The organism is Pseudoflavonifractor sp. MSJ-37 (genome assembly GCF_018917965.1).
Classification (GTDB): Bacteria; Bacillota; Clostridia; order Oscillospirales; family Oscillospiraceae; genus Pseudoflavonifractor_A.
This window is the reverse complement of record NZ_JAHLPP010000002.1, coordinates 208,355-231,255: the sequence shown is the minus strand read 5'-3', so window position 1 is coordinate 231,255 and position 22,901 is coordinate 208,355. Positions and strand designations below refer to the sequence as shown.

General features: G+C 65.1%; 20 protein-coding genes and 1 tRNA gene. 13 read left to right on the top strand and 8 right to left on the bottom strand.

Annotation, left to right across the window (positions count from 1 at the left end; translation table 11 throughout):
• Nucleotides 1-118 precede the first annotated feature (118 nt).
• The 3 genes from pgeF (at nucleotide 119) to KQI12_RS06920 (ending at nucleotide 6,276) form a co-directional block, all read left to right on the top strand.
• Nucleotides 119-931, top strand: a complete 813-nt coding sequence (gene pgeF / locus KQI12_RS06930) for a peptidoglycan editing factor PgeF (RefSeq protein ID WP_216572021.1) — start codon at nucleotides 119-121, stop codon at nucleotides 929-931.
• A gap of 149 nt (nucleotides 932-1,080) precedes the next feature.
• A complete protein-coding gene (locus tag KQI12_RS06925; RefSeq protein WP_216572019.1) occupies nucleotides 1,081-2,490 on the top strand; it encodes an ABC transporter substrate-binding protein in 1,410 nt (469 codons plus the stop codon).
• 84 nt (nucleotides 2,491-2,574) lie between these two features.
• A complete protein-coding gene (locus KQI12_RS06920; protein WP_216572017.1) occupies nucleotides 2,575-6,276 on the top strand; it encodes a phosphoribosylformylglycinamidine synthase in 3,702 nt (1,233 codons plus the stop codon).
• Between the two features lie 545 nt (nucleotides 6,277-6,821).
• Here KQI12_RS06920 and KQI12_RS06915 read toward each other — a convergent pair.
• The 4 genes from KQI12_RS06915 to KQI12_RS06905 form a co-directional block, all read right to left on the bottom strand.
• Nucleotides 6,822-7,898 (bottom strand): CAP domain-containing protein, encoded by a 1,077-nt coding sequence (locus KQI12_RS06915; protein ID WP_216572014.1) that lies wholly within the window; start codon nucleotides 7,896-7,898, stop codon nucleotides 6,822-6,824.
• Nucleotides 7,899-8,019: 121 nt separating this feature from the next.
• Nucleotides 8,020-8,148, bottom strand: coding sequence for a hypothetical protein (locus KQI12_RS12635; protein WP_256445855.1), 129 nt, complete (start codon nucleotides 8,146-8,148; stop codon nucleotides 8,020-8,022).
• Nucleotides 8,145-8,306 (bottom strand): hypothetical protein, encoded by a 162-nt coding sequence (locus KQI12_RS06910; RefSeq protein ID WP_216572012.1) that lies wholly within the window; start codon nucleotides 8,304-8,306, stop codon nucleotides 8,145-8,147. The genes KQI12_RS12635 and KQI12_RS06910 overlap by 4 nt, the downstream gene beginning before the upstream one ends.
• A 78-nt stretch (nucleotides 8,307-8,384) precedes the next feature.
• Nucleotides 8,385-8,894 carry a helix-turn-helix domain-containing protein gene (locus KQI12_RS06905; protein WP_216572009.1) on the bottom strand — a complete coding sequence of 170 codons (510 nt, stop codon included), beginning with the start codon at nucleotides 8,892-8,894 and terminating at the stop codon, nucleotides 8,385-8,387.
• Between the two features lie 249 nt (nucleotides 8,895-9,143).
• Here KQI12_RS06905 and KQI12_RS06900 point away from each other — a divergent pair, with 249 nt between their 5' ends.
• Nucleotides 9,144-9,656, top strand: coding sequence for a helix-turn-helix domain-containing protein (locus KQI12_RS06900; protein ID WP_256445854.1), 513 nt, complete (start codon nucleotides 9,144-9,146; stop codon nucleotides 9,654-9,656).
• A 200-nt stretch (nucleotides 9,657-9,856) separates the two neighbouring features.
• Here the strand turns inward: KQI12_RS06900 and KQI12_RS06895 are convergent.
• A tRNA-Val gene (locus tag KQI12_RS06895) sits at nucleotides 9,857-9,932 on the bottom strand.
• 154 nt (nucleotides 9,933-10,086) lie between these two features.
• Here KQI12_RS06895 and ymfI point away from each other — a divergent pair.
• From ymfI to KQI12_RS06860, 7 genes are all read left to right on the top strand, one after another.
• Nucleotides 10,087-10,842: an elongation factor P 5-aminopentanone reductase gene (gene ymfI, locus KQI12_RS06890; protein WP_216572002.1), complete on the top strand. Its 756-nt coding sequence runs from the start codon at nucleotides 10,087-10,089 to the stop codon at nucleotides 10,840-10,842.
• Between the two features lie 152 nt (nucleotides 10,843-10,994).
• Nucleotides 10,995-12,209 carry an ABC transporter substrate-binding protein gene (locus KQI12_RS06885; RefSeq protein WP_216571999.1) on the top strand — a complete coding sequence of 405 codons (1,215 nt, stop codon included), beginning with the start codon at nucleotides 10,995-10,997 and terminating at the stop codon, nucleotides 12,207-12,209.
• A 195-nt stretch (nucleotides 12,210-12,404) separates the two neighbouring features.
• Nucleotides 12,405-13,286 (top strand): branched-chain amino acid ABC transporter permease, encoded by an 882-nt coding sequence (locus tag KQI12_RS06880; RefSeq protein ID WP_216572358.1) that lies wholly within the window; start codon nucleotides 12,405-12,407, stop codon nucleotides 13,284-13,286.
• A gap of 10 nt (nucleotides 13,287-13,296) precedes the next feature.
• On the top strand, nucleotides 13,297-14,376 hold the full coding sequence (locus KQI12_RS06875; protein ID WP_216571996.1) for a branched-chain amino acid ABC transporter permease: 1,080 nt from the start codon (nucleotides 13,297-13,299) through the stop codon (nucleotides 14,374-14,376).
• Between the two features lie 29 nt (nucleotides 14,377-14,405).
• Nucleotides 14,406-15,230: an ABC transporter ATP-binding protein gene (locus KQI12_RS06870; RefSeq protein WP_371817985.1), complete on the top strand. Its 825-nt coding sequence runs from the start codon at nucleotides 14,406-14,408 to the stop codon at nucleotides 15,228-15,230.
• Nucleotides 15,231-15,234: 4 nt separating this feature from the next.
• A complete protein-coding gene (locus KQI12_RS06865) occupies nucleotides 15,235-15,936 on the top strand; it encodes an ABC transporter ATP-binding protein (RefSeq protein WP_216571993.1) in 702 nt (233 codons plus the stop codon).
• Nucleotides 15,937-16,036: 100 nt separating this feature from the next.
• On the top strand, nucleotides 16,037-16,843 hold the full coding sequence (locus KQI12_RS06860) for a zinc dependent phospholipase C family protein (protein ID WP_216571989.1): 807 nt from the start codon (nucleotides 16,037-16,039) through the stop codon (nucleotides 16,841-16,843).
• 154 nt (nucleotides 16,844-16,997) lie between these two features.
• On the opposite strand, the gene KQI12_RS06855 is transcribed toward KQI12_RS06860, so the two are convergent.
• From KQI12_RS06855 to KQI12_RS06845, 3 genes are all read right to left on the bottom strand, one after another.
• Complete coding sequence (locus KQI12_RS06855) at nucleotides 16,998-17,816, bottom strand: TIGR03915 family putative DNA repair protein (RefSeq protein ID WP_253290880.1); 819 nt, start codon at nucleotides 17,814-17,816, stop codon at nucleotides 16,998-17,000.
• A gap of 2 nt (nucleotides 17,817-17,818) precedes the next feature.
• Entirely contained in the window at nucleotides 17,819-19,090 is a 1,272-nt protein-coding gene (locus tag KQI12_RS06850; RefSeq protein WP_216572356.1) for a putative DNA modification/repair radical SAM protein, read from the bottom strand.
• A gap of 297 nt (nucleotides 19,091-19,387) precedes the next feature.
• Nucleotides 19,388-20,311, bottom strand: coding sequence for a selenium metabolism-associated LysR family transcriptional regulator (locus KQI12_RS06845; protein WP_216571987.1), 924 nt, complete (start codon nucleotides 20,309-20,311; stop codon nucleotides 19,388-19,390).
• A gap of 131 nt (nucleotides 20,312-20,442) precedes the next feature.
• Here KQI12_RS06845 and selD point away from each other — a divergent pair, with 131 nt between their 5' ends.
• Together selD and yedE are read left to right on the top strand one after the other, a co-directional pair.
• A complete protein-coding gene (gene selD, locus KQI12_RS06840; RefSeq protein WP_216571985.1) occupies nucleotides 20,443-21,498 on the top strand; it encodes a selenide, water dikinase SelD in 1,056 nt (351 codons plus the stop codon).
• Between the two features lie 329 nt (nucleotides 21,499-21,827).
• Complete coding sequence (gene yedE / locus KQI12_RS06835; protein WP_216571983.1) at nucleotides 21,828-22,892, top strand: YedE family putative selenium transporter; 1,065 nt, start codon at nucleotides 21,828-21,830, stop codon at nucleotides 22,890-22,892.
• The last annotated feature ends 9 nt before the right edge of the window (nucleotides 22,893-22,901 follow it).

The window sequence follows — 22,901 nt, the reverse complement described above, 5'->3', positions numbered from 1 at the left end:
GGACATCCGGCCCCACCCGTTTTCCCCACAACCAAAAACGACGAAAAAGCGGAATGACAGACCGGCGGACCGCCGGAGGAGTCCATTCCGCTTTTTCGATATCCACGGAGGTCATTCCATGAACATCAACGAGACCAGCCGAAACGGCATCCCCTTCCTCACCTGCGACGGCTTCGATGCTGCCGGGGGCGTGGCCCACGGCTTCTCCACCAGGGAGGGCGGCGTCAGCGAGGGGATCTTCGCCTCTCTGAACTTGGGCTTCTGCCGGGGGGACGACCGGGAGAAGGTGCTGGAGAACTACCGCCGCTTCACATCCGCCATCGGTGTGGACTATGAGGGACTGGTCCTCTCCAACCAGGTCCACGGAGACATCGTGCGCACCGTCACCACCGCCGACAAGGGCAAGGGCATCCACAGCAAGGGTGACTACGAGGCCGACGGCCTCATCACGGACGTGCCCGGCATCTGCCTGACCATCTTCGGGGCGGACTGCCTGCCCATCCTGCTGTACGATCCCGTCCGGAGGGTGATCGCCGCGGTCCACGCCGGGTGGCGGGGCACCGTCAACGGGATCGCGGCCAAGGCGGTGGACAAGATGGTCCAGATCTATGGCTCCAGGCCGGAGGACGTGCTGGCCGCTATCGGTCCCGGCATCTCCATGTGCTGCTTCGAGACTGACGAGGACGTGCCCAACGCCGTGACGGAGGCCTTCGGCGCCTGCGCCCTGAAGCACATCCAGTTCCAGGAGAACGGCAAGTTCCATGTGGATCTGAAGGGCCTCAACGCCCTGCGGCTGGAGAAGACGGGCCTCCTGCCGGAGCACATCGCCGTATCCACGGTCTGCACCATGTGCCAGCATGACCGGTTCTGGTCCCACCGCTATACCCACGGGGAGCGGGGCAGTCAGGCCGCCATGCTCCAGCTCCTGTGAGCGTGGGGAGGCGTATATGGGCCGGGGCGCTGGCTCTTGCGCTGATCCTGTCCCTCGCCGCCTGCGGAGGCGGCGGAGTGGAGACGCCGGCCCCCTCAGAGACACCGGCGTCCCCGGCGGCGGAGAGCCCAGTCCCTTCGGCGGAGCCCATGGAGTTCGCCTTGGCCTGCTTCCCGTCCGGCGGCTTCGATCCGATCGCCGGCACCGACCGGACCAACAGTGTGCTGGCGGGGCTCCAGTACGACGGGCTCTATGAGCTGGACCAGAACTTCCGGCCCCAGCCGGCCCTGGCCGTGTCCGGCGCGGCCTCAGAGGATGGCCGGACCTGGACCTTCGTCCTGCGGCAGGGCGTCACCTTCTCCGACGGGAGCCCCCTCACGGCCGCCGAGGTGGTGTCCTCTCTGACAGCGGCCAAGGCCAGCGAGCGGTATGCCCAGCGCCTGGCGGGGATCTCCGCCGTCCGGGCCGGGGCGGACGGCTCTGTGGAGGTGGTCCTCTCCTCGCCCAACGGGGACCTGCCCGCCCTGCTGGACATCCCCATCGTGAAGAAGAGCGCCGGGCCCGCCCCTCTGGGCACCGGCTGGTATGTGCTGGAGCAGAGCGGCGAGAGCTGGCTCCTCCGCCGCCGGCCGGAGAGCTGGCGGGAGGCCGCCCACGCCCCGGAGACCATCCCGCTCCGCGCCGTGGAGGGGACCGCCGGACTCACCTCCGCCTTCGACTCCCGGGACGTGTCTCTGGTGGACACGGACCTGACGGGCATCGGGGCGCTGAACCTGTCCGGCAGCTTCGAGACCACGGACTATGCCACCACCGACCTGCTCTATCTGGGCTTCAATACGGCCAGCGGTGCCTGCCGCTCCACAGCGGTGCGGCTGGCAGTGAGCCGGGGCATCGACCGGGACAGCCTTTGCTCCGCCGTCCTCTCCCGCCACGCCGCGGCCTCCGCCCTGCCGGTCCATCCCCATGCGGCCCTCTATGACGCGGACAGCGCTGCCGCTCTGGACCGCGATCCGGAGGGCATGGAGACCGCCCTCACCGATGGGGGCTGGTCCAAGGATGACAGCGGGGCCTGGAAACGGGGCCGGAGCGCGCTTTCCCTGACCCTGGTGGTGGGCCAGGACAGCTCCTACAAGAGTTCCGCTGCCGGAGACATCGCCCGACAGCTCAACGCCGCCGGGTTCGACGTGACAGTCCAGCGTCTGGCCTGGGAGGACTATCTGTCCGCCCTCCAGAACGGCAAGTTCGACCTCTATCTGGGCGAGGTGAAGCTCACCGCCGACTTCGACCCCTCTCCCCTGCTCCCCGGCGGAGCGCTGAACTACGGCCGGTACAGCGACCAGGCCATGGCCGCGCTCCTGTCCGCGTTCCGGGCCGCTCAGGGGGAGGAGCGGATCTCCGCGGCCCAGGCCCTCTATGCCCGGCTGGGGGAGACGGCGCCCTTTGCGCCGCTGTGCTTCAAGAATTGGTCGGTACTGAGCCAGTGGGGCCAGCTCACCGGTCTGGCCCCCACCCAACAAAATGTGTTCTATCAGTTCGGAAATTGGAATTTCGCCGATTGAGTTTCACCGTTTTTTCGGTTATCATGTAGAAGAAGCAAACGGCGCGCCGCGCCGCCGAGACCAAAAATGTAAGGGGACATGGAAATGGGTAAGGTATTCCGCTGTTATGCCGAGAAGAAGCCGGGCTTCGACGTAGAAGCCCGCCGCCTGATGGGAGAGCTGAGGAGCGAGCTGGGGCTCGAGGGGCTCGCCGGTGTCCGGGTGCTCCACCGCTATGATGTGGAGGGCATCGACGCCGCGACCTATCAGGCCGTCCGCACCACCGTGCTCAGTGAGCCGCAGGTGGACGCCGTGTATGATGAGACCTTCCCCGACGCTCCTGCCCCCTGCCGGGTGTTCGGCGTGGAGTCCCTGCCCGGCCAGTACGACCAGCGGGCCGATTCCTGCGCCCAGTGCATCCAGCTCCTGACCGGCGGAGAGCGGCCCCTGACCGCCGCCGCCTCGGTGTACATCCTGATGGGCGAGATCGGCGATGAGGAGCTGGAGAAGGTCAAGAAGTACCTCATCAACCCGGTGGAGAGCCGGGAGGCCGCCCTGGACCGGGTGGAGACGCTGGAGCGCTCCTATGATGTCCCCGCCGATGTGGCGGTGCTGGAGGGCTTCCGGGAGAAGGACGAGGCCGGCCTGACCGCCATGCTGTCCGACTACGGCTTGGCTATGGATCTGGCGGACCTGACCTTCCTCCAGAGCTACTTCCGGGACGAGGAGCACCGGGACCCCACCATCACCGAGCTCCGGGTGGTGGACACCTACTGGTCCGATCACTGCCGCCACACCACCTTCTCCACCCACATCGACCGGGTGGACATCCTAGATCCCAGCGTGGCCGCCGCCTACCAGCAGTATCTGGCCGCCCGGGAGGAGGTCTACGGAAAGGAGAAGGCTGCCCAGCGGCCCCAGACCCTGATGGATCTGGCCACCATCGCCGGCAAGGTCCTGAAGAAGCGGGGCGTGCTGAAACACCTGGACGAGAGCGAGGAGATCAACGCCTGCTCCGTCCATGTCACCGCGGTCGTGGACGGCGAGGAGCAGGACTGGCTCCTCATGTTCAAGAACGAGACCCACAACCATCCCACGGAGATCGAGCCCTTCGGCGGCGCGGCCACCTGCATCGGCGGCGCCATCCGGGACCCTCTGTCCGGCCGGTCCTATGTGTATCAGGCCATGCGTGTCACCGGCTGCGGCGATCCCCGCGCCCCCCTGAGCCAGACGCTGGAGGGCAAGCTCCCCCAGCGCAAGCTGGCCCAGACCGCCGCCGCGGGCTACTCTTCCTACGGCAACCAGATCGGTCTGGCCACCGGCCATGTGGCCGAGGTCTACCATAAGGGCTACATCGCCAAGCATCTGGAGACCGGCGCCGTGGTGGGCGCGGCTCCCGCTGCCAACGTCCGCCGGGAGGTCCCCGCCCCCGGCGACCAGGTGATCCTGCTGGGCGGCCGCACCGGCCGGGACGGCATCGGCGGCGCCACCGGCTCCTCCAAGAGCCACAACAAGAAATCTCTGGCCACCATGGCCTCTGAGGTCCAGAAGGGCAACGCCCCGGAGGAGCGCAAGATCCAGCGGCTGTTCCGCCGCGGCGACGTGACCCGCCTGATCAAGCGGTGCAACGACTTCGGCGCCGGCGGCGTGTCCGTGGCCATCGGCGAGCTGGCCGACGGCCTGTCCATCGACCTGGACGCGGTCCGCAAGAAGTACGACGGTCTGGACGGCACCGAGCTGGCCATCTCCGAGAGCCAGGAGCGCATGGCCGTGGTGGTGGCCCCCGAGGATGTGGACGCCTTCATCGCCGCCGCCTCCGCCGAGAATCTGGAGGCCTATGTGGTGGCCCAGGTCACCGAGTCCCCCCGGATGGTCATGACCTGGCGGGGCAAAAAGATCGCCGACCTGTCCCGCGCCTTCCTGAACACCAACGGCGCGGCCAAGCACACCAGCGTGTCCGTGCCCGACTACGGTACGCTGGACGGCTCCCTGTTCCACAAGGGCTCCCTCCGTTCCACCGCCGCCAGCCTCAAGACCGCCAGCCGCCGGGGCCTGATCGAGCGCTTCGACAGCTCCATCGGCGCCTCCAGCGTGCTGATGCCCTTCGGCGGAAAGACCCAGCGCACGCCCACGCAGGCCATGGCCGCTCTCCTGCCCGTGGGGCCCGGCCACACCACCGACACCTGCTCCGTGATGGCCTGGGGCTTCGACCCGGACCTGATGGAGCGGGACCCCTATACCGGCGCCTTCGTCTCCGTGCTGACCTCCATGGCCAAGCTGGTGGCCGCCGGCTGCGATCCCACCGCCGCCTACGCCTCCTTCCAGGAGTACTTCGAGAAGCTCCGGGACGAACCCGCCCGCTGGGGCAAGCCCTTCGCCGCCCTCCTGGGCGCCCTGTCCGCCCAGCTGGGCCTGGGCGTGGCCGCCATCGGCGGAAAGGACTCCATGTCCGGCTCCTTCCTGGATCTGGACGTGCCCCCCACTCTGATCTCCTTCGCGATCGCCCCCGCCAAGGCCGGCGACGTGCTCTCCCCCGAGTTCAAGGCCGCTGGCCATCCCGTGTACCTGTTCCAGGCGGAGAACGCCCTGGACTGCGAGGAGATCGTGCCCTGCTTCGCCCGGGTCCACGCCCTGTGCCAGGCCGGCAAGGTCAAGGCCGCCTGGGCCGTGGAGCAGAACGTGGCCGAGGGCCTCATGAAGATGTCCTTCGGCAACGAGATCGGCTTCGCCGCCCGGGAGGATGCCCCCTCCCTGTGGTTCGGCGCCCGTCCCGGCGCGATCGTCGCCGAGTGCGACGGCGAGGTGGAGGGCGGCCTCCTGCTGGGCTATACCACCGAGGAGCCCGTCATCGACCTGGGCCGGGGCGAGAAGGCCTCCGTGGCCGACCTGCTGACCATCAGCGAGGGCGTGCTGGAGGAGGTCTATCCCACCCGTACCGCCGACCGCGGCGCCGTAGAGACGATCTCCTGCGCCGAGCGGGCCCCCATCGTGGCCAAGCATAAGGTGGCTCAGCCCAAGGCGGTCATCCCCGTGTTCCCCGGCACCAACTGCGAGTATGACACCGCCGCCGCCTGCCTGCGGGCGGGCATCCAGCCGGAGATCGTGGTGGTCCGCAATCTGAGCACCGCCGATCTGGCCCAGTCCGCCCAGGCGTTGGAGCAGTCCATCCGCTCCGCCCAGATGGTGGTGATCCCCGGCGGCTTCTCCGGCGGCGACGAGCCCGACGGCTCCGCCAAGTTCATCTGCTCCTTCCTGCGCAATGCCGCCATCACCGACGCGATCCACGACCTGCTCCGGGAGCGGGACGGCCTGATGCTGGGCATCTGCAACGGCTTCCAGGCGCTGGTGAAACTGGGCCTGGTGCCCTACGGCGAGATCCGCCCCATGGACGCCGGCTGCGCCACCCTGACCTTCAATGAGATCGGCCGCCATCAGAGCCGCTATGTGACCACCCGGATCGCCTCGGTCCGCTCCCCCTGGATGCTGAAGAGCCAGGTGGGCGACCTGCATCAGATCCCCATCTCCCATGGCGAGGGCCGCTTCGTGGCCCCGGAGGCCCTGCTGGACCGGCTGGCGGCCAACGGCCAGATCGCCACTCAGTATGTGGACGCCGCCGGTATGCCCTCCATGGACATCGATGTGAACCCCAACGGCGCCCTGCGGGCGGTCGAGGGCATCTTCTCCCCCGACGGCCGTGTGTTCGGCAAGATGGGCCACTCCGAGCGCCGCGGCGCCTTCGTGGGCGTGAACATCCCCGGCGACCGGTATCAGCCCCTGTTCGAGAGCGGTGCGGAGTACTTCAAGTAAACTCAGACGTCCGCCTCTGCGTTTACATATTGTTCACAGACCATTCACGGACCATCCAACTATTGCGGGAGGGATCGTGGTATCTTAGATGCGTGGTCAGGAGTTCCCACCTGACCGCGGGCCGGAAGCGGAGCCAGACGCGGAAGGCCGGAACAAAAGGAATCGTGTTTTTCATTTTACCTCCTCTCTCTCTTTTCAAAGCGAACGCCCCTGTCCGGCCGGACAGGGGCGTTCGTGCGCTGTGGAGGGACAGGCGTTTCCGGGACGGGTTCACAAAACGTTCATAAGCCTTTCACAGAACGTCCAACATTTCCCTCCCCCGGCGTGGTATCCTAGGAGTGCAGTCAGGGAATACCCAAACACCGCTGCTCCAGACTGCGGGAGCAGACCAAAGACAGCATGAGCCCGGCTATGCCGGACCCCTGTTTCGATATAAAAAATACCCTTCCCTCCTCTCTTTTTCTTTTTCTCTCTTTAAACTCCTTTTTTCGACGAAAGCCCCGTCCGTACGGACGGGGCTTTCGTCATAGCCGGGGTCATTTCGGTCACCCGAGGAACACCTGAGACCAGTAGTGGCCATAGGTACAGTCGGCGTCATAGGCATAGCCGACGCCGAGATAGCGGAAGCTGGCGTTCATGATGTTCGCATAGTGTCCGGGGGAGTTCATCCAGCCGTCCACCACCGCCGCAGGGGTGGTGTAGCCCGCAGCGATGTTCTCTCCGAACGTCCGGCAGGAGATGCCTGCCTCGTCCAGCGCGGTGAAGCAGCTGGTCCCGTCGGGACGGGTATGGCTGTAATGCTCAGTCAACTCCTCCGCCCGGAGCTGGGCCACGGCGGTGAGGTCATCCCGAGTGGTCAGGGCAGAGAGGCCCTCGGCGGCCCGCGCCTCATTGACCAGACGCAGGACCTCTGCCGTGAATGCCTCGTCGGGGGCGGCAGGCGTCGTCGGAGCAGGCGCTGACGAGCTGCCGCCCACTGTGTCGGTCAGGCGGCATAGGACCGCACAGGCGGAAGCCCGGTCCATACTGCCGGTGCCGTCGAAGGTGCCCTTGCCGGTGCCGCTGAGACAGCCCATGGCGTACATGGACAGCACCGCGTCCCGATACTGCTCCGGCACGGCGGAGAAGTCGGCGAGCTTACTGGCGGCGGTCTGGATCTTGGCGCTGTCGGGCAGGTCCAGCCCCTTGCTCTTCAGCACATCATACATGATCTGAGCCATATCATAGCGGGACATGGGAGCGTTCATGATGTCCTCGTCCCAGATGCCCTTCTCGTAGTAGGCCAAGGCGGTGGTCTGGTCCAGTGCCCCGGCGTCCATGAGGACATCGGCATACTTGTCCCACCAGGTGTAGGAGCCGCCGTCCCAGCGGGAGAGCTCGTCGGCGTAGAAGAGCTTGCCCACCATGACGCAGAACTGGGCGGTGGAGACCGGATCGCCGGGGGCGAACCGCCCATCGCCGATGCCGGTCACGATGCCCTTGGCGGCCATAGTGCCGATCGGCTGGCTGGCCCAGTGGGTGGAGGGGACGTCGCGGAAGGTCTGCCCCGCCGCCGCCGTGGGAAGCATCAGGCCCAGACAAAGGCCCAGGGCCAGAGTGGTGGGAAGGATATGCTTGTTCATCGGTGGGTCCTCCTCTTATTTGCGGGCCCCGTCGAACTGCCAGGATACGCCCGCTTTCTATGAGTTTATTTTAAGCGGATCGGGACCGAAAAGCAAGTGGAGACCCGGGGTCAACCGTCTGTCATGGCGCCTCAGAGCGGCTGTCCGCTGGCGGAGCGAAGCAGGTCCGGACCTGTTCCGTGAGGCCGGCGGACAGCTGGCCCTTCCCAGCCATATCGGACAGGATGCCGCGGGCGGCCTCGTGGCTCATGCCGGATCTGTACGGCCGATCCCCAGCGCCCGCGCGATGCGCGCGCTGATGCAGGCCACCCGGTTGCTGTGCTTGTTCGTGACGTGGACCAGCTCGGCCTCGATGCAGTCCAGGGCATACGAGCAGGCGCCAGCCAGTCCGACGATATCCAATTCCATCCGCGTCCCTCCAGAAGATGATCGTTCTCTACTATCTTAGAGGAAAGACTGCCATCTGGCAAGAGACGGATGGAGCGTTCACCCCCGCCTTCGGGTCAGACAGGCGCCGATGACGCCGACGAGGAAGAGGGGCGGCGCGATCCGGACGAAGAGCCATTCGAAGGCGTGGAGAGCCACGCCCACGACAGCGGTCTCCGGGTCAGCATAGTCCCAGCTCAGATAGGGACTGTGCCACAGGAGCAGGAGGATCGTCCCGGCGGCCAGGACGGCGCATAGGGCCAGGGACAGGCCGTGGAGCAGGGCCCTCCGGGCGGCCTTCCTGCGGGCGAGCTGGAGGTTGATGGCCTCCAGCTTCTCGGAGAGCGCCCTCCAGTCGTCGGTCGGCGGCGGAGCGGCGGTCTCCCCCAGCAGAGTGCTGACCGGGACTTCGAGCGCTTCCGCCAAAGCGATCAGCAGATCGGCATCCGGGACGGAGATGCCCTGCTCCCATTTGGAGATCGTCTGCCGCACCACATGCAGCTGGACGGCCAGTCCCTCCTGAGACAAGCCCCTCGCCTTCCGGATCGTCTTGATATTTTCGCTCAACATGAGCATCGGCCTCCTTTCGATGCCTCTATCCTATCAGGGGATGGCCCGTTGCGGCAAGCAACGAAAGATGACAGGGCGGGAAAAAAACCGGACGCCGCTGCGACAGCGGGTCCGGGACGGATGGATGCTCCCCCGTTTTCGTACGGCAGAGGCCGATGTCGAATGGACCATATCTTGCCCCTTGGGGCGGTTGCCCTAGCTTGCGTTTTACTGCTGTTCGTGCTATTTTAGCACCAGAGGTGATTTTTCATGGCGAAGGATCGGATCGGGGATCTCCGCCGTGACCGTGGTTTGAACCAAAAGGAGCTCGGGGATAAACTGGGTGTGGGACAGACCACCGTCAGCGCATGGGAGACGGGCAAAAATGAGCCGGACTACCGGTCGATCCGGGCGATGGCGGAATTGTTCGAGGTGTCCGCCGACTATCTGCTGGGCTTCAATGACGATGACCTCCGCCGAGGGCTGACGCCGGAGGAGTTCGAGGCCAGACAGGAGCGGCTGAGACAGAAGCTGGAGAAGGAGCAGGAGCAGAAGGACATCCAGCGGTATCTGCGGGAGCAGGAATTGCAGGAGCATGATATGACCGAGGAAGAGCTGGACGAGTGGAAGGAGGATGCTCTCTGGGACGAGTGGAAAAAGAGCGGCCTTCCGGTGCAGTTCGAGACGTACAAGGTCATCCGGCTGATGGAAGAGGGCAGTAAGGCCCAGCGGACAGCGGCCTTGGAGCACGTCCAGATAACGATGAAATACCTCCAGGCATGACGAAGGGGGAGCCAGCACACCTGAAGGTGTGCGCTGGCTCCCCCCTTCTCTGTTTCGGGGCCTCTGCGGGCCTGTCCCCGGTTTTATGCATGACTTCCGTATAAAAGCCGGATGGGGCGTATCTCCTACCGGTTCGAACGAAAAAAGTCCGTGAAAACGACGAAAAGCCCCCAGGCCTTGCGGCCCAGGGGCTTCAGCGATGGTGGACGATACAGGACTTGAACCTGTGACCTCCCGCACGTCAAGCGGATGCTCTACCAGCTGAGCTAATCGTCCAAACAACGTTGCTTATTATAACGGATGGGAGCGCGATCGTCAATAGGTTTTCCGAAAAAAGTCCAAGTCCTTTTTTGGACCCATTGCCCGAGCGGGAAGGTGGTGCTATACTGGACCGAGCGACGCATCCGATATATCGAAGGAGGGACCACATATGGGAGGGAAGAATGAGACCGCGCCCCGCACGGTGCTGATCACCGGGGCCAGCCGGGGGATCGGGGCGGCCTGCGCCCGCCGCTTTGCTGCGGCGGGAGACCAGGTGGTGGTGAACTATCACCGCTCCGAGGCCGCGGCTCAGGCGCTGGTGGAGGAGATCCGGTCCGCCGGAGGGACCGCCGCGGCCATCCGGGCCGACGTAGGCGACCCGGAGCAGGTCCGGGCGATGGTTGACAATGTGTTGGAGAAATTTTGTCAACTTGACATTCTGATATGCAACGCCGGGGTGGCGAAACAGCAGCTTTTCACCGATATCACGGATCAGGATTGGCGGGGGATCTTCCGCACGGACGTGGACGGTGTCTTTTATGCCTGCCGGGCGGTCCTGCCCCACTTCATCCACCGGAAGGCAGGGAGCATCGTCACCCTGTCCTCTATGTGGGGCGTCACCGGAGGGTCCTGTGAGGTGGCCTATTCCGCCGCGAAGGCCGCGGTCATCGGCCTCACGAGGGCGCTGGCCAAGGAGGTCGGGCCCTCCGGCATCCGGGTCAACTGCGTGGCTCCAGGGGTAATCGATACCGAGATGAACGGGAATTTGGGCCCGGAGGATCTGGAGGCTCTCCGGGAGGAGACCCCTCTGGAGCGCATCGGCCGGCCCGAGGACGTGGCCGAGAGCGTGTACTTCCTCTCCTCCCCCGCCGCCGGATTCATCACCGGACAGATCCTCAGTCCGAACGGAGGCATCCTGATCTGAACGGCCGCCTGTTATGGACATTTGACCGCTGAAATTGTACTGTCTGTCAGAGAAGAACACGAAACGGAACGGTTCGTTGGATATTTTGACAGGTTGACAATATTTGAGCCGGAGCGTATAATGTCAACAATCCACAAGGAGGTCATGAAATCATGAAAAAGATGCGTGTTATGTCTCTTGCAGCGACTGCCGCGATGACGGTCTCCCTGCTCGCCGGCTGCGGCGGCAGCAACAGCGGCTCCGCCAGCACCCCCGCCCCCAGCGCCGCCGGCGGCAGCGATGCTCCCGCTGCTTCCAGTGAGGCCATCAAGATCGGCGGCATCGGCCCCCTGACCGGCTCCGCCGCCGTGTACGGCGTCGCCACCCAGCAGGGCGCCCAGCTGGCCGTCGATGAGATCAACGCCCAGGGCGGCCTGCAGTTCGAGCTGAACTTCCAGGACGATGAGAACGATACCGAGAAGGCCAGCAACGCCTACAACAACCTGAAGGACTGGGGCATGCAGATCCTGTACGGCTGTACCACCACCAACCCCTGCGTGGCCGTCGCCTCCTCTACTTCCGCGGACCGCTACTTCCAGCTGACTCCCTCCGCCTCCTCCTCCGACGTGACCGCCGGCAAGGACAATGTGTTCCAGATGTGCTTCACCGACCCCAACCAGGGCACCACCGCCGCGGACTACATCGCGGAGCACGCTGAGCTTGGCAGCAAGATCGCTGTCATCTACAACAACGGCGACGCCTACTCCACCGGTATCGCCACCGCCTTCATCGCCGAGGCCGGCGCGAAGGGCCTGGACGTGGTCTCTCAGACCACTTTCCCCGATGACACCAACAGCGACTTCTCCGTGCAGTTGGGCGACGCCCAGAGCAACGGCGCCGACTTGGTGTTCATGCCCATCTACTACACCCCCGCTTCCCTGATCCTGAACCAGGCCAAGAGCATGGGCTACGCGCCCACCTTCTTCGGCTGTGACGGCATGGATGGTATCCTGGCGCTGGACGGCTTCGACACCTCTCTGGCCGATGGCCTGGTGCTGATGACCGCCTTCAACCCCTGGGGCACCGATGACCTGAGCGCCAACTTCACCAAGGCCTATCAGGAGAAGTTCGGCACCGACCCCAACCAGTTCGCCGCCGACGGCTATGACTGCATCTATGCCATCGCCAAGGCCTGCGAGCAGGCCGGCGTCACCGCCGACATGAGCCACGAGGACGTGTGCGACGCTCTGATCGCCCAGTTCACCGGCTCCGACTTCACCGTGGACGGCCTGACCGGCAGCGGCATGGCCTGGTCCACCAACGGCGAGGTCTCCAAGGCCCCCGTGGTCATCAAGGTCGAGGACGCCAAGTACGTCACCATCGAGTGATCCTTCCCGTCTGACCAAGTTCCAGATCCATTCCCAAGTGACAAGGGAGGGCCGCCGAGAGGCTCGGCGGCCCTCTTTTCCCACTATCCGCACTTATCGGGAGGAAAGCGCCGTGGAGACATCCCCGGCGCCGCGGCATTTTCCCCCCGGTAAGGAAATGAACGTATGACGAATGTGTGTGAGGTGTAACGTATGATCTCTGTCCTCAATAATCTGATCAACGGCATCAGTCTGGGGAGCATCTACGCCATCATCGCCCTGGGCTACACCATGGTCTACGGCATCGCCAAGATGCTGAACTTCGCCCACGGCGACGTGATCATGGTGGGCGCCTATGTGTGCTTCTTCGCCACGGGCAGCTATGGGCTCCCCCCGGTGGCGGGCGTAGTGCTGGCCATGGTGGTATGTACGATCCTGGGCGTGGTGATCGAGCGGCTGGCCTATAAGCCTCTGCGGCAGGCCCCCTCTCTGGCGGTCCTGATCACCGCCATCGGCGTGAGCTATTTCCTCCAGAATGCGGCCCTGAAGCTGTGGGGCTCCGATCCGAAATCCTTCCGCTCTGTGGTCCCCTCCGGTAGCCTGTCGCTGGCCGGCGGCAAGCTGACCATCTCCTATGCGACGCTGGTGACGGTGCTGGCCTGTGTGGTCATCATGGTCGCCCTGACCGCTTTCACCGGCAATACCAAGATGGGCAAGGCCATGCGGGCCTGCTCGGAGGACAAGGGCGCGGCCCAGCTCATGGGCATCGACGTGGACTTCACGATCTCCATGACCTTCGCCATCGGCTCCGCGCTGGCGGCCATCGCCGGCGTCCTGCTCTGCTCCGCCTATCCCACCCTGATGCCCACCACCGGCTCCATGCCCGGCATCAAGGCCTTCACCGCCGCCGTGTTCGGCGGCATCGGCTCCATCCCCGGCGCCCTGGTGGGCGGCATCCTGCTGGGCGTGATCGAGATCTTCGGCAAGGCCTATATCTCCACTCAGCTCTCCGACGCGGTGGTGTTCGCCGTGCTGATCGTGGTCCTTCTGGTCAAGCCCAGCGGCCTGCTCGGCAAGACCATCCGAGAGAAAGTTTGAGGTGGACGCGATGAAACAGATCTCTTCCCGCAAGAACAAGCGGCTTTTGGACAACATCATCACCTATGGGATCGTGATCGCGGCCTTTATCATCGTCCAGGTCCTGGAAGCGGCCGGCGGACTGTCCAGCTCCCTCCAGGGCCAGCTGGTGCCCATCTGCTGCTATGTGGTCATGGCCGTGTCCCTGAACCTGGTGGTCGGCGTCTCCGGCGAGCTGAGTCTGGGACACGCCGGCTTCATGAGCGTGGGCGCCTTCACCGGCGTGGTGGCCTCCGTGGCCCTGGCCGACGCGATCCCCTCCGGTCCGGCGCGCCTGCTGGTGTGCATGATCGTGGGCGCCCTGTTCGCCGGTGTGGCCGGCGTGGTCATCGGCGTGCCCGTCCTGCGCCTGCGGGGCGACTACCTGGCCATCGTGACTCTGGCCTTCGGTGAGATCATCAAGAACATCATCAACTGCCTGTACATCGGCGTGGACAGCGAGGGCCTCCACTTCTCCGTGGAGAGCGCCGACAAGCTGGGCCTGGCCGAGGGCGGCGTGGCCGTCATCAAGGGGCCCATGGGCGCCACCGGCTACGCCAAGCTGGCCACCTTCACCGCCGGCTTCCTGCTGGTCCTGCTGACTCTGGTGGTGGTGCTGAACCTGGTCCACAGCCGGGCTGGCCGGGCCATCATGGCCCTGCGGGACAACCGCATCGCCGCGGAGAGCGTGGGCATCGGTGCCACCAAGTACAAGCTGATGGCCTTCGTCACCTCCGCCGTGCTGGCGGGCGCCGCCGGCGCGCTGTACGCCATGAACTACGGCACAATCGCCGCCAAGAAGTTCGACTTCAACACCTCCATCCTGATCCTGGTCTTCGTGGTCCTGGGCGGCATGGGCAGCATCCGCGGCTCCATCATCGCCGCGGCCCTGCTGACGGTCCTGCCCGAGATGCTCCGCGCCGTGGGCGACTACCGGATGCTGATCTACGCCGTGGTGCTGATCGTGGTCATGATCGTCACCAACAACGCCGCCATCCGCCAGTTCTTCGCGGAGAAGTTCGGTGGTGAGAAGGCGGAGGCCAAGCAGAACGGAAAGGGGGCGGCGAAATGAGCCGACTGGAAAAACGTGAGGCCACCAAGATGGTCCCCGTGCCCAGCCACTCCATCGTGCCGGAGCGGGACGTGGACAAGTCCCCCATCCTGGAGTGCAGTCATCTGGGCATCGACTTCGGCGGTCTGACCGCCGTGAACGACTTCAACCTGGCCATCGGCCGCACCGAGATCGCCGGCCTGATCGGCCCCAACGGCGCGGGCAAGACCACCGTGTTCAATCTGCTGACCAAGGTGTACCAGCCCACCCGGGGCACCATCCTGATCGACGGCAAGGACACCCACGGCATGAACACCGTGCAGGTCAACCGGGCGGGCATCGCCCGTACCTTCCAGAACATCCGCCTCTTCGACAAGCTGAGCGTGGAGGACAACGTGAAGATCGGCCTGCACAACCAGGTCCGCTACCCCATGTGGAGCGGCATCTTCCGCCTGCCCGGCTACTGGAAGAAGGAGAAGCTGGCCCACGAGAGCGCCATGGAGCTCCTCCACATCTTCGATATGGAGGATATGGCGGACCATCAAGCGGGCAGCCTGCCCTACGGCGCCCAGCGCCGTCTGGAGATCGTCCGCGCTCTGGCCACCAACCCCAGCCTCCTGCTGCTGGACGAGCCGGCCGCCGGCATGAACCCCTCCGAGACCGCTGACCTGATGGAGAACATCCTGAAGATCAGGGACACCTTCCACATCGCTATCATGCTGATCGAGCACGACATGAACCTGGTCATGGGCATCTGCGAGGGCATCTGCGTCCTGAACTTCGGCCAGGTCATCGCCAAGGGCACCCCGGAGGAGATCCAGAACGACCCGAAGGTCATCGAGGCCTATCTGGGCAGCCAGAAGAAGGAGGGATGACGCGATGCTGAAGGTCGAACACATCAATGTCTACTATGGCGCCATCCACGCCATCAAGGACGTGTCCTTCGAGGTCAACGACGGTGAGATCGTGACCCTGATCGGCGCCAACGGCGCGGGCAAGTCCACCACATTGCAGACCATCTCCGGTCTGCTCCGGTCCCACACCGGTTCCATCGAGTTCATGGGCAAGAGCCTGGCGGGCATCCCGCCCCACAAGGTGGTCTCCCTGGGCCTGGCCCATGTCCCTGAGGGACGCCGGGTGTTCCTCCAGATGAGCGTGGAGGAGAACCTGGAGATGGGCGCCTATACCCGCCCCAACGGCGAGATCGCCGACAGCATCGCCGACATCTATCAGCGCTTCCCCCGCCTGAAGGAGCGGCGCAAGCAGGTGGCCGGCACCCTGTCCGGCGGCGAACAGCAGATGCTGGCCATGGGCCGCGCCATGATGTCCAAGCCCCGCCTGCTGATGCTGGACGAGCCCTCCATGGGCCTGGCCCCCATCCTGGTGGAGCAGATCTTCGACATCATCCAGGAGCTGAACAAGGCGGGCACCACCATCCTGCTGGTGGAGCAGAACGCCCAGATGGCCCTGTCCATCGCCCACCGGGGCTATGTGCTGGAGACCGGCAAGATCGTGGCCACCGGCACCGGCGAAGAGCTGCTGGAGAACGAGGCCGTCAAGAAAGCCTACCTGGGCGGCTGAAGCGCCTCCTGCCCGAACCATAGAACAGACCCGGACGGCACCGCCGCCCGGGTCTGCTGTCTTTTTCCCGAATATCCTGTTACGAAAGAAGAGACGCCTTATGCCCAACTATTTCGCTCATCTGGTCTTTGGCGCGAAGGTCTTGGCGGCTCTGCCGGAGGAGACGGCCCGTCCCCTCCGGGCGGAGCGGGAGGCCTTCAACCTGGGGTGTCTGGGGCCGGACCCCCTGTTCTTCTACTGGCCGGCCCTCCCTTTCCCCGCCCGGCTGGAGGGGATGCGGATGCACAAGGAGAGCGTCCGGCCGGTGTTCCGGCGGCTGGCCGGTCCTGTCCGGGAGCGGGTCCCTCTGGCGGGGAGCTATGCCGCCGGATTCCTGTGCCACTTCGCGCTGGACGCGGCCTGTCACCCTTATGTGGACGCCCGGATGGCGGACGGCCATCTGGGCCATCTGGCGATGGAAGCCGAGCTGGACCGGAAGCTCATGGAGGAGCGGGGCCTCTGGACTCAGGGACAGGCCTATCTGCCCAAGATCCAGGATGGGGCGGTGTTCCGGGCGGCGGCTCTCACCTACCGGAAGGCGGGCCCGGCCCAGCTCCGGCAGGGTTACGCCGCCATGCGGACGGATACCCTGCTGTTCGCCAAGCGGCGGGAGGAGCTTTTGGGCTGGATGACGGATAAGGTCCTGCGGGGCCTGCCCCCCTGCCGGGACCTGCGGGGCGTGATCCTGCGGCGGGAGCCGCCGGAAGAGCACACGGCCGTCTGCCGGGACCTGACGGCTCTGCTCCAGCGGGCCGTGGCCCCGGCGGCGGAGCATCTGCTGGAATTCCAGGCCTTCGCCGCCGGCGAGGGGAGCCTGTCGGCCTGGTTCGACCGGGATTTCGACGGGAAGGAGCATCCGGTGATCTGAACGGAGGGCCCGATCCCGCAGAGGCAGTGCCCTTGACGCCCCGTTTGGAAGAGACGGATCAGGGTGCTGCTCCGACGGCATGACAAGACCAAAGGGACGGTCCCTGGTCATCGATGACCAAAAGGACCGTCCCTTTGGCCTGTCCAGTCAGTCCTCACCCTTTGGGCCCCATGGCCGGCACGGCGGCGGGAGCGCTCTGGAACTCGGTCATCGTGTTCCGATAGCGCTTGGGCATATGGCTCCGGCGGCAGGCCTCGTTCTCCCGGCCGGGGATCGCGATCGTCTGGTAGAACCGCCGCCACAGGGCCCGGAAGCCCTCCTCCGCTTCCCCGGCGGTGCCCAGCCGGACCTCCTCCGCCGGCAGGATCCGCCAGTCCCCGGACCGGTGGAGCAGGACCTCTTGGTGGGTCTTGTCCCAGATCGCGAAGTCCTCCTCCGGATAGCGGGCGCAGAAGTGGGGCCGCAGGAGGGGGAGCACCCGGTCTTTGGGCTCGATCTCCGCCGCCAGCATCCCGTCCCGCTCGGAGAACCGGAGGAAGCCTTTATAGAGGTGGGCCTCGTTCCGCAGATGGCGGACCGCCTTGTCCAGTGCCGCCACCCGGGGGTCTGTCAGGTCCCGCGTCACCGCCCGCCCCCGGGCATAGCCGTACCAGATGAACCCCCACAGCAGGAGCTCCCGGTCCTCGGCGCTGGTCAGGAAGCCGAGGGCCACCAGCTCCCGGGCGGCGGGGGAGATCTTCCGGGCCAGAGACCGGTAGACCCGGCGGGCATGGGCCTCATCGGTCGCCACCGGCCGCTCCGGCCACAGGGAGACCCGGGGATCCTCCGGCGTGGAGAAAGCGGCCGGAGCCTCCCGGTGGAGCCAGCTCTCATAGACGCAGGTCAGGAAGCCGGAGAAGCTCCCGTCATAGGTGTAGGATACCTGAGTCCAGGGCATGGTCCTCCTCCGCTCACGTTCTGCCGGTCCATCCATGGTCATGCCTCCTGCCCCAGAGGCGGGAACAGGGAGATCTGCTCCGGGACGGCCTCCAGACCGGGCCGCTCCAGTGCCGCCAGATGGCCCGGGATCCGGTCGGGCCGCACACGGAGGCCCTCCAGCATCCGCCCGCCGCAGGTGATGAAGTACTGGGCCCGCTTGAGGACCACACCCAGCGTCTTCAGGCCCAGGAAGGTGAGTCCGCCCACCCGCCGGGCCGTCAGGATCCGCCGGGCGCTGGTCACGCCGATCCCCGGTACCCGCAGGAGGTCCTCATAGTCGGCGGTGCGGACCTCCACCGGGAAGCGCTCCATGTGCCGCAAGGCCCAGCCGCATTTGGGGTCCACCCGAGGGTCCAGATCGGGGGCGTCCTCGGACAGGAGCTCCTCCGCCCGGAAGTGATAGAAGCGCAGGAGCCAGTCCGCCTGATAGAGCCGGTGCTCCCGCAGGAGGGGCGGTCGGAACTCCGCCGGCGAGGGCAGGAGCCGGCTGTTCGACACGGGCATATAGGCGGAGAAGAACACCCGCTTGAGCTGATAGCGGTCGTAGAGGCTCTGGGCCAGGGCCAGGATGTGCCGGTCGTCCTCCGGTGTGGCCCCTACGATCATCTGGGTGGACTGCCCTGCTGGGGCGAAGCGGGGCGCAAAGCGGGAGCGGGCCAGCTCCCGCCCGGAGGCGGCGATGGAGTCCCGGATCTGGCCCATGGGGGCCAGGATGGCCCGCCTCCCCTTGTCTGGGGCCAAAAGGGCCAGGCTCTGCTCAGAGGGCAGCTCGATGTTGACGCTGAGGCGGTCAGCCAGGAGCCCCAGCCGGTGGGTCAGGAGCGGGTCCGCCCCGGGGATCGCCTTGGCGTGGATGTAGCCGCCGAAGCCGTAGTCCCGCCGCAGGAGGGACAGGGTCTCGATCATCCGCTCGGTGGTGTAGTCCGGGTCCCGCAGGACGGCGGAGGACAGGAACAGGCCCTCGATGTAGTTCCGCCGGTAAAAGCCTATGGTCAGTTCACACAGCTCCCGGGGGTGGAAGGCCGCACGGGGCAGGTCGTTGGAGCGGCGGTTCACGCAGTACTGGCAGTCGTAGACGCACAGATTGGTCATCAGGACCTTCAGCAGAGAGATGCACCGTCCGTCCGCGGAGAAGGAGTGGCAGCACCCCGCCGCCATGGTGGACCCGATCCCGCTCCGGCGGCGCCCCCGGTCCAGCCCGCTGGAGGTACAGGCGGCGTCATATTTGGCCGCGTCCGCCAGGATCGTCAGCTTATCCATGAGCTCCAAAGAGACCATCCCCTTTGAGATAGAACTATCGTTCGATTATTTGCATCTTATCATCGAACAAATGTTTTGTCAAGAGGCATGAGAAAGCCCCCGCTCGCAGAGCGGGGGCTCCAGACTGTCAAAAGAGTCATTCCTCACGTTGAGCGATGTAAGAGCCTCGCAGAGTTCCGTCACCCGCGGGTGACGGGATCAGATGTAAGACGTTTTTTCTGAGGACATGTGCCTCAGAAAAAACTCTTCTCAGGCCGCTAGTGTGCGAGCACAGCGAGTGCTCGATATGTATGGGATGGAGGCCCGTCATGCCTGCTCCGTCTGGAGCGCGCCATCGTGGAAGAACTGGGGCAGCTCCTGGAGGAGCATGGTGGCGGCGGGAGAATGGGGGCGGGTCCGGTGGTGGATCAGATAGAACTGCCGGGTCAGGAGCGGACTGTCGAAGTCGAAGGTCAGGATCTTGCCCATCTCGGTGTAGTCGACGGCGGCCAGACCGGAGACGATGGCGATGCCCAGGCCGTTCTTCACGCCCTGGAGGATGCTCTCTGTGCTCTGGAGCTGAGCGGCCAGGACCAGATCCCGGGGGTCGATGCCGATGCCGCGCAGGAATTCCTCTCCCCGGCGGCGGGTGCCGGAGCCGGGTTCCCGGACGAGGAAGGGACTGGAGCGGAGCGCCTGGGTGGTCATGACGCCATCCAGCTCCTGATATTCCTGCGTGTTGGGGGTCGCGATCACCATGCGCTCGGAGAAAAAGGGCGTGCAGACACAGCCTGCCTTCTGCACCGGAGAGCCGATGATGCCAAGCTCCGCGCCGTTCTCGAACACCCGCTGGGCGACCTGATTGGTGTCCCCCTGATAGATCTGGAAGAACACCTTGGGATACCGCTTCCGCAGGGAGGGCAGGATCCGGGGCAGGAGGTACTGGGAGGGCACCGTGGAGGCCGCCACGGACAGGGCGCCTTGGATGTCGGAGGAGGCGGTCTTGACCTCCTGCTCCGCCCGTTCGCACAGACCCAGGATCTGGGTGGCGTAGCCCAGCAGGATGCTTCCGGTGGTGGTGAGCTGGATCTCCTTGGTGGAGCGGATGACCAGCTTGGTGCCCAGCTCGTTCTCCAGCGAGCTGATGTGGGCGCTGATGGTGGGCTGGGTCAGATAGAGGGCGTCGGCGGCCTTGGAGAAGCTCTTGAGCCGGGCCACATGGACGAATACCTCCAGTTGCTTGATCTGCATATGCGTTCGTTCCTCTTTTCTCTGGGCGTATCATTGGGATACAAGGTTGCTATTTTTCGGACGTAGGAGTACAATGAGCCGGAGCAACCCCTCGGGCCACTGTATGTTACGAAAGAAAGCGGGTGTAGACCATGTCTGATGTCAAGAAAGTCAAGCTGACGGAGATGACCTCCGCCGGCGGGTGAGGCGCCAAGATAGGACCGGGCGTCCTAGGGAAACTGCTGGCCGATCTGCCCCGCATCTATGATCCGGATCTGATGGTGGGCTTCGATTCCAGCGATGACGCGGCGGTGTACCGCGTCAATGACGAGACGGCCATGATCGCCACGGTGGATTTCTTTCCGCCGATCGTGGACGACCCCTTCCAGTTCGGCCAGGTGGCCGCGACGAATGCCCTCTCCGATGTGTGGGCCATGGGCGGGACCCCCAAGATCGCCATGAACCTGCTCACCTTCCCCAGCTGCCTGCCCTTGGACGTGGTCCAGGGCATCCTGGCCGGAGGCTATGACAAGGTGATGGAGGCCGGCGCTGTGATCGTGGGGGGACACAGCATCGAGGACAAGGAGCCGAAATACGGCCTCTGCGTCATGGGCTTCGCCCATCCGGACGAGGTCCTCACCAACGACGGGGCGAAAGAAGGCGATGTGTTGGTGCTGACTAAGCCCATCGGCACGGGCATCCTGTCCACGGCGGCCAAGGCAGACCTGCTGACCGAGGCGGAGTATGCCGAGATGCTGGCCATCATGACCACCCTCAACAAGAAGGGACAGGAGGCGATGCTCCCCGTCCATCCCACCGCCTGCACCGACATCACCGGCTTCGGCCTGCTGGGCCATGTGCAGGAGATGGCTAAGGGGAGCGGCCATACCTTCCGCCTCTGGGCGGATTCCGTGCCCATCGTGCCCAAGGCGCTGGAGCTGGCCAGAGACGGTATCATCCCCGGCGGGGCTTACAACAACATGGCCTATCTGGCGGAGGACGTGGTCGTGGAGGACGGCGTGCCGCTGGAGCGGTCCGATGCGCTGTATGATCCCCAGACGGCGGGCGGCCTGCTGATCACCGTGCCCGAGGTCCGGGCGCAGGAGCTGCTCCGGCGGCTGAGCGATCTGGGCGTCCCCGGCGCGGCCATCGGCGTGGTGGAGCCCAGAGGGGACAAGCTGGTCCGGGTGGTCCCCGGCCGGATGTGATCGACCCAGGACCCAAATGAGTCGAACACGGAGCATGGAGGAGCGGACTCCGGTGTCTTTTCAGACGCCGGAGTCCGCTTTTTGCGTCTGTCCGCCCCAAGTATACACCTTCTCCAAAGAAACGACAAGACTTTATCAAAAAATAGAATAAATTATATTCACGCCCGGGAGAAAAACGCTTTCTTTATACGGAAAGTAAATAAACTGGATGGTACAATATCGGCGGATCCAATTTCACTTCCCTATCTGGACCGGGTATAATAGGGCTGTGCGCAAGTCGTGTGGCGCACGAGTACAGAGGGTATCAAAACAAAGGAGGAAGATCGATCATGGCAAAACTGAAAGAGCATGGGCTCATCATCGTGACCGGCCTGGTGGTCGGCCTGATCGCGGCGTTCCTGGCGTCTCAGGGCAATCCCGCGAACATGGGCTTCTGCATCGCGTGTTTCCTGCGGGACATCTCCGGCGCGGTGGGCCTCCACCGGGCGGAGGTCGTCCAGTACATCCGTCCTGAGATCATCGGTCTGGTGCTGGGCGCACTGGTCATGTCCCTGGTGGGCAAGGAATTCAACGTCCGGGGCGGTTCCTCTCCGGCGCTCCGCTTCGTGCTGGGCTTCTGTGTCATGGTGGGCGCTCTGATGTTCCTGGGCTGCCCCCTGCGGATGGTCCTGCGCATCGGCGGCGGCGACCTGAACGCCGTGGTAGGCCTGGTGGGCTTCGTCATCGGCATCGCCATCGGCACCGCGTTCCTGCAGGCTGGCTTTTCTCTGAAGAAGTCCACTCCCCAGCCCAAGGTGGAGGGTGTGGTCATGCCCGCCGTCGTCGTGGGTCTTCTGGTCCTGCTGGTGGCGGCTCCCGCTTTCATCTTTTTCTCTGCGGAGGGACCCGGCGCGGCCCGCGCGCCTCTGGCCCTGGCACTGATCGCCGGCCTGATCGTGGGCGCACTGGCCCAGAAGACCCGCCTGTGTATGGTGGGCGGCATCCGTGACGTGATCCTGTTCCGTGACTTCCATCTCCTGCTGGGCTTCGTGGCCATCTTTGCGGCGGCTCTGGTGGGCAACCTGATCTTGGGCAACCCCGTCCACTTCACCTTCGCCGATCAGCCCGTGGCCTACAACGACGGCCTGTGGAACCTGATGGGCATGGTGCTGGTAGGCTTCGGCTCCGTCTTGCTGGGCGGCTGCCCCCTGCGCCAGCTGATCCTGTCCGGCAGCGGCAACAGCGATTCCACCGTGGCTGTGCTGGGCATGGTGGTGGGCGCGGCCTTCTGCCACAACTTCGGTCTGGCCTCTTCCGGCAAGGGCCCCACCGCCAATGGTCAGGTGGCCGTGATCCTGGGCCTGATCGTGGTGGCGGTCATCGCCGTGACCAACCTGCGCCGCAACAAAGACTGATCGGACGAA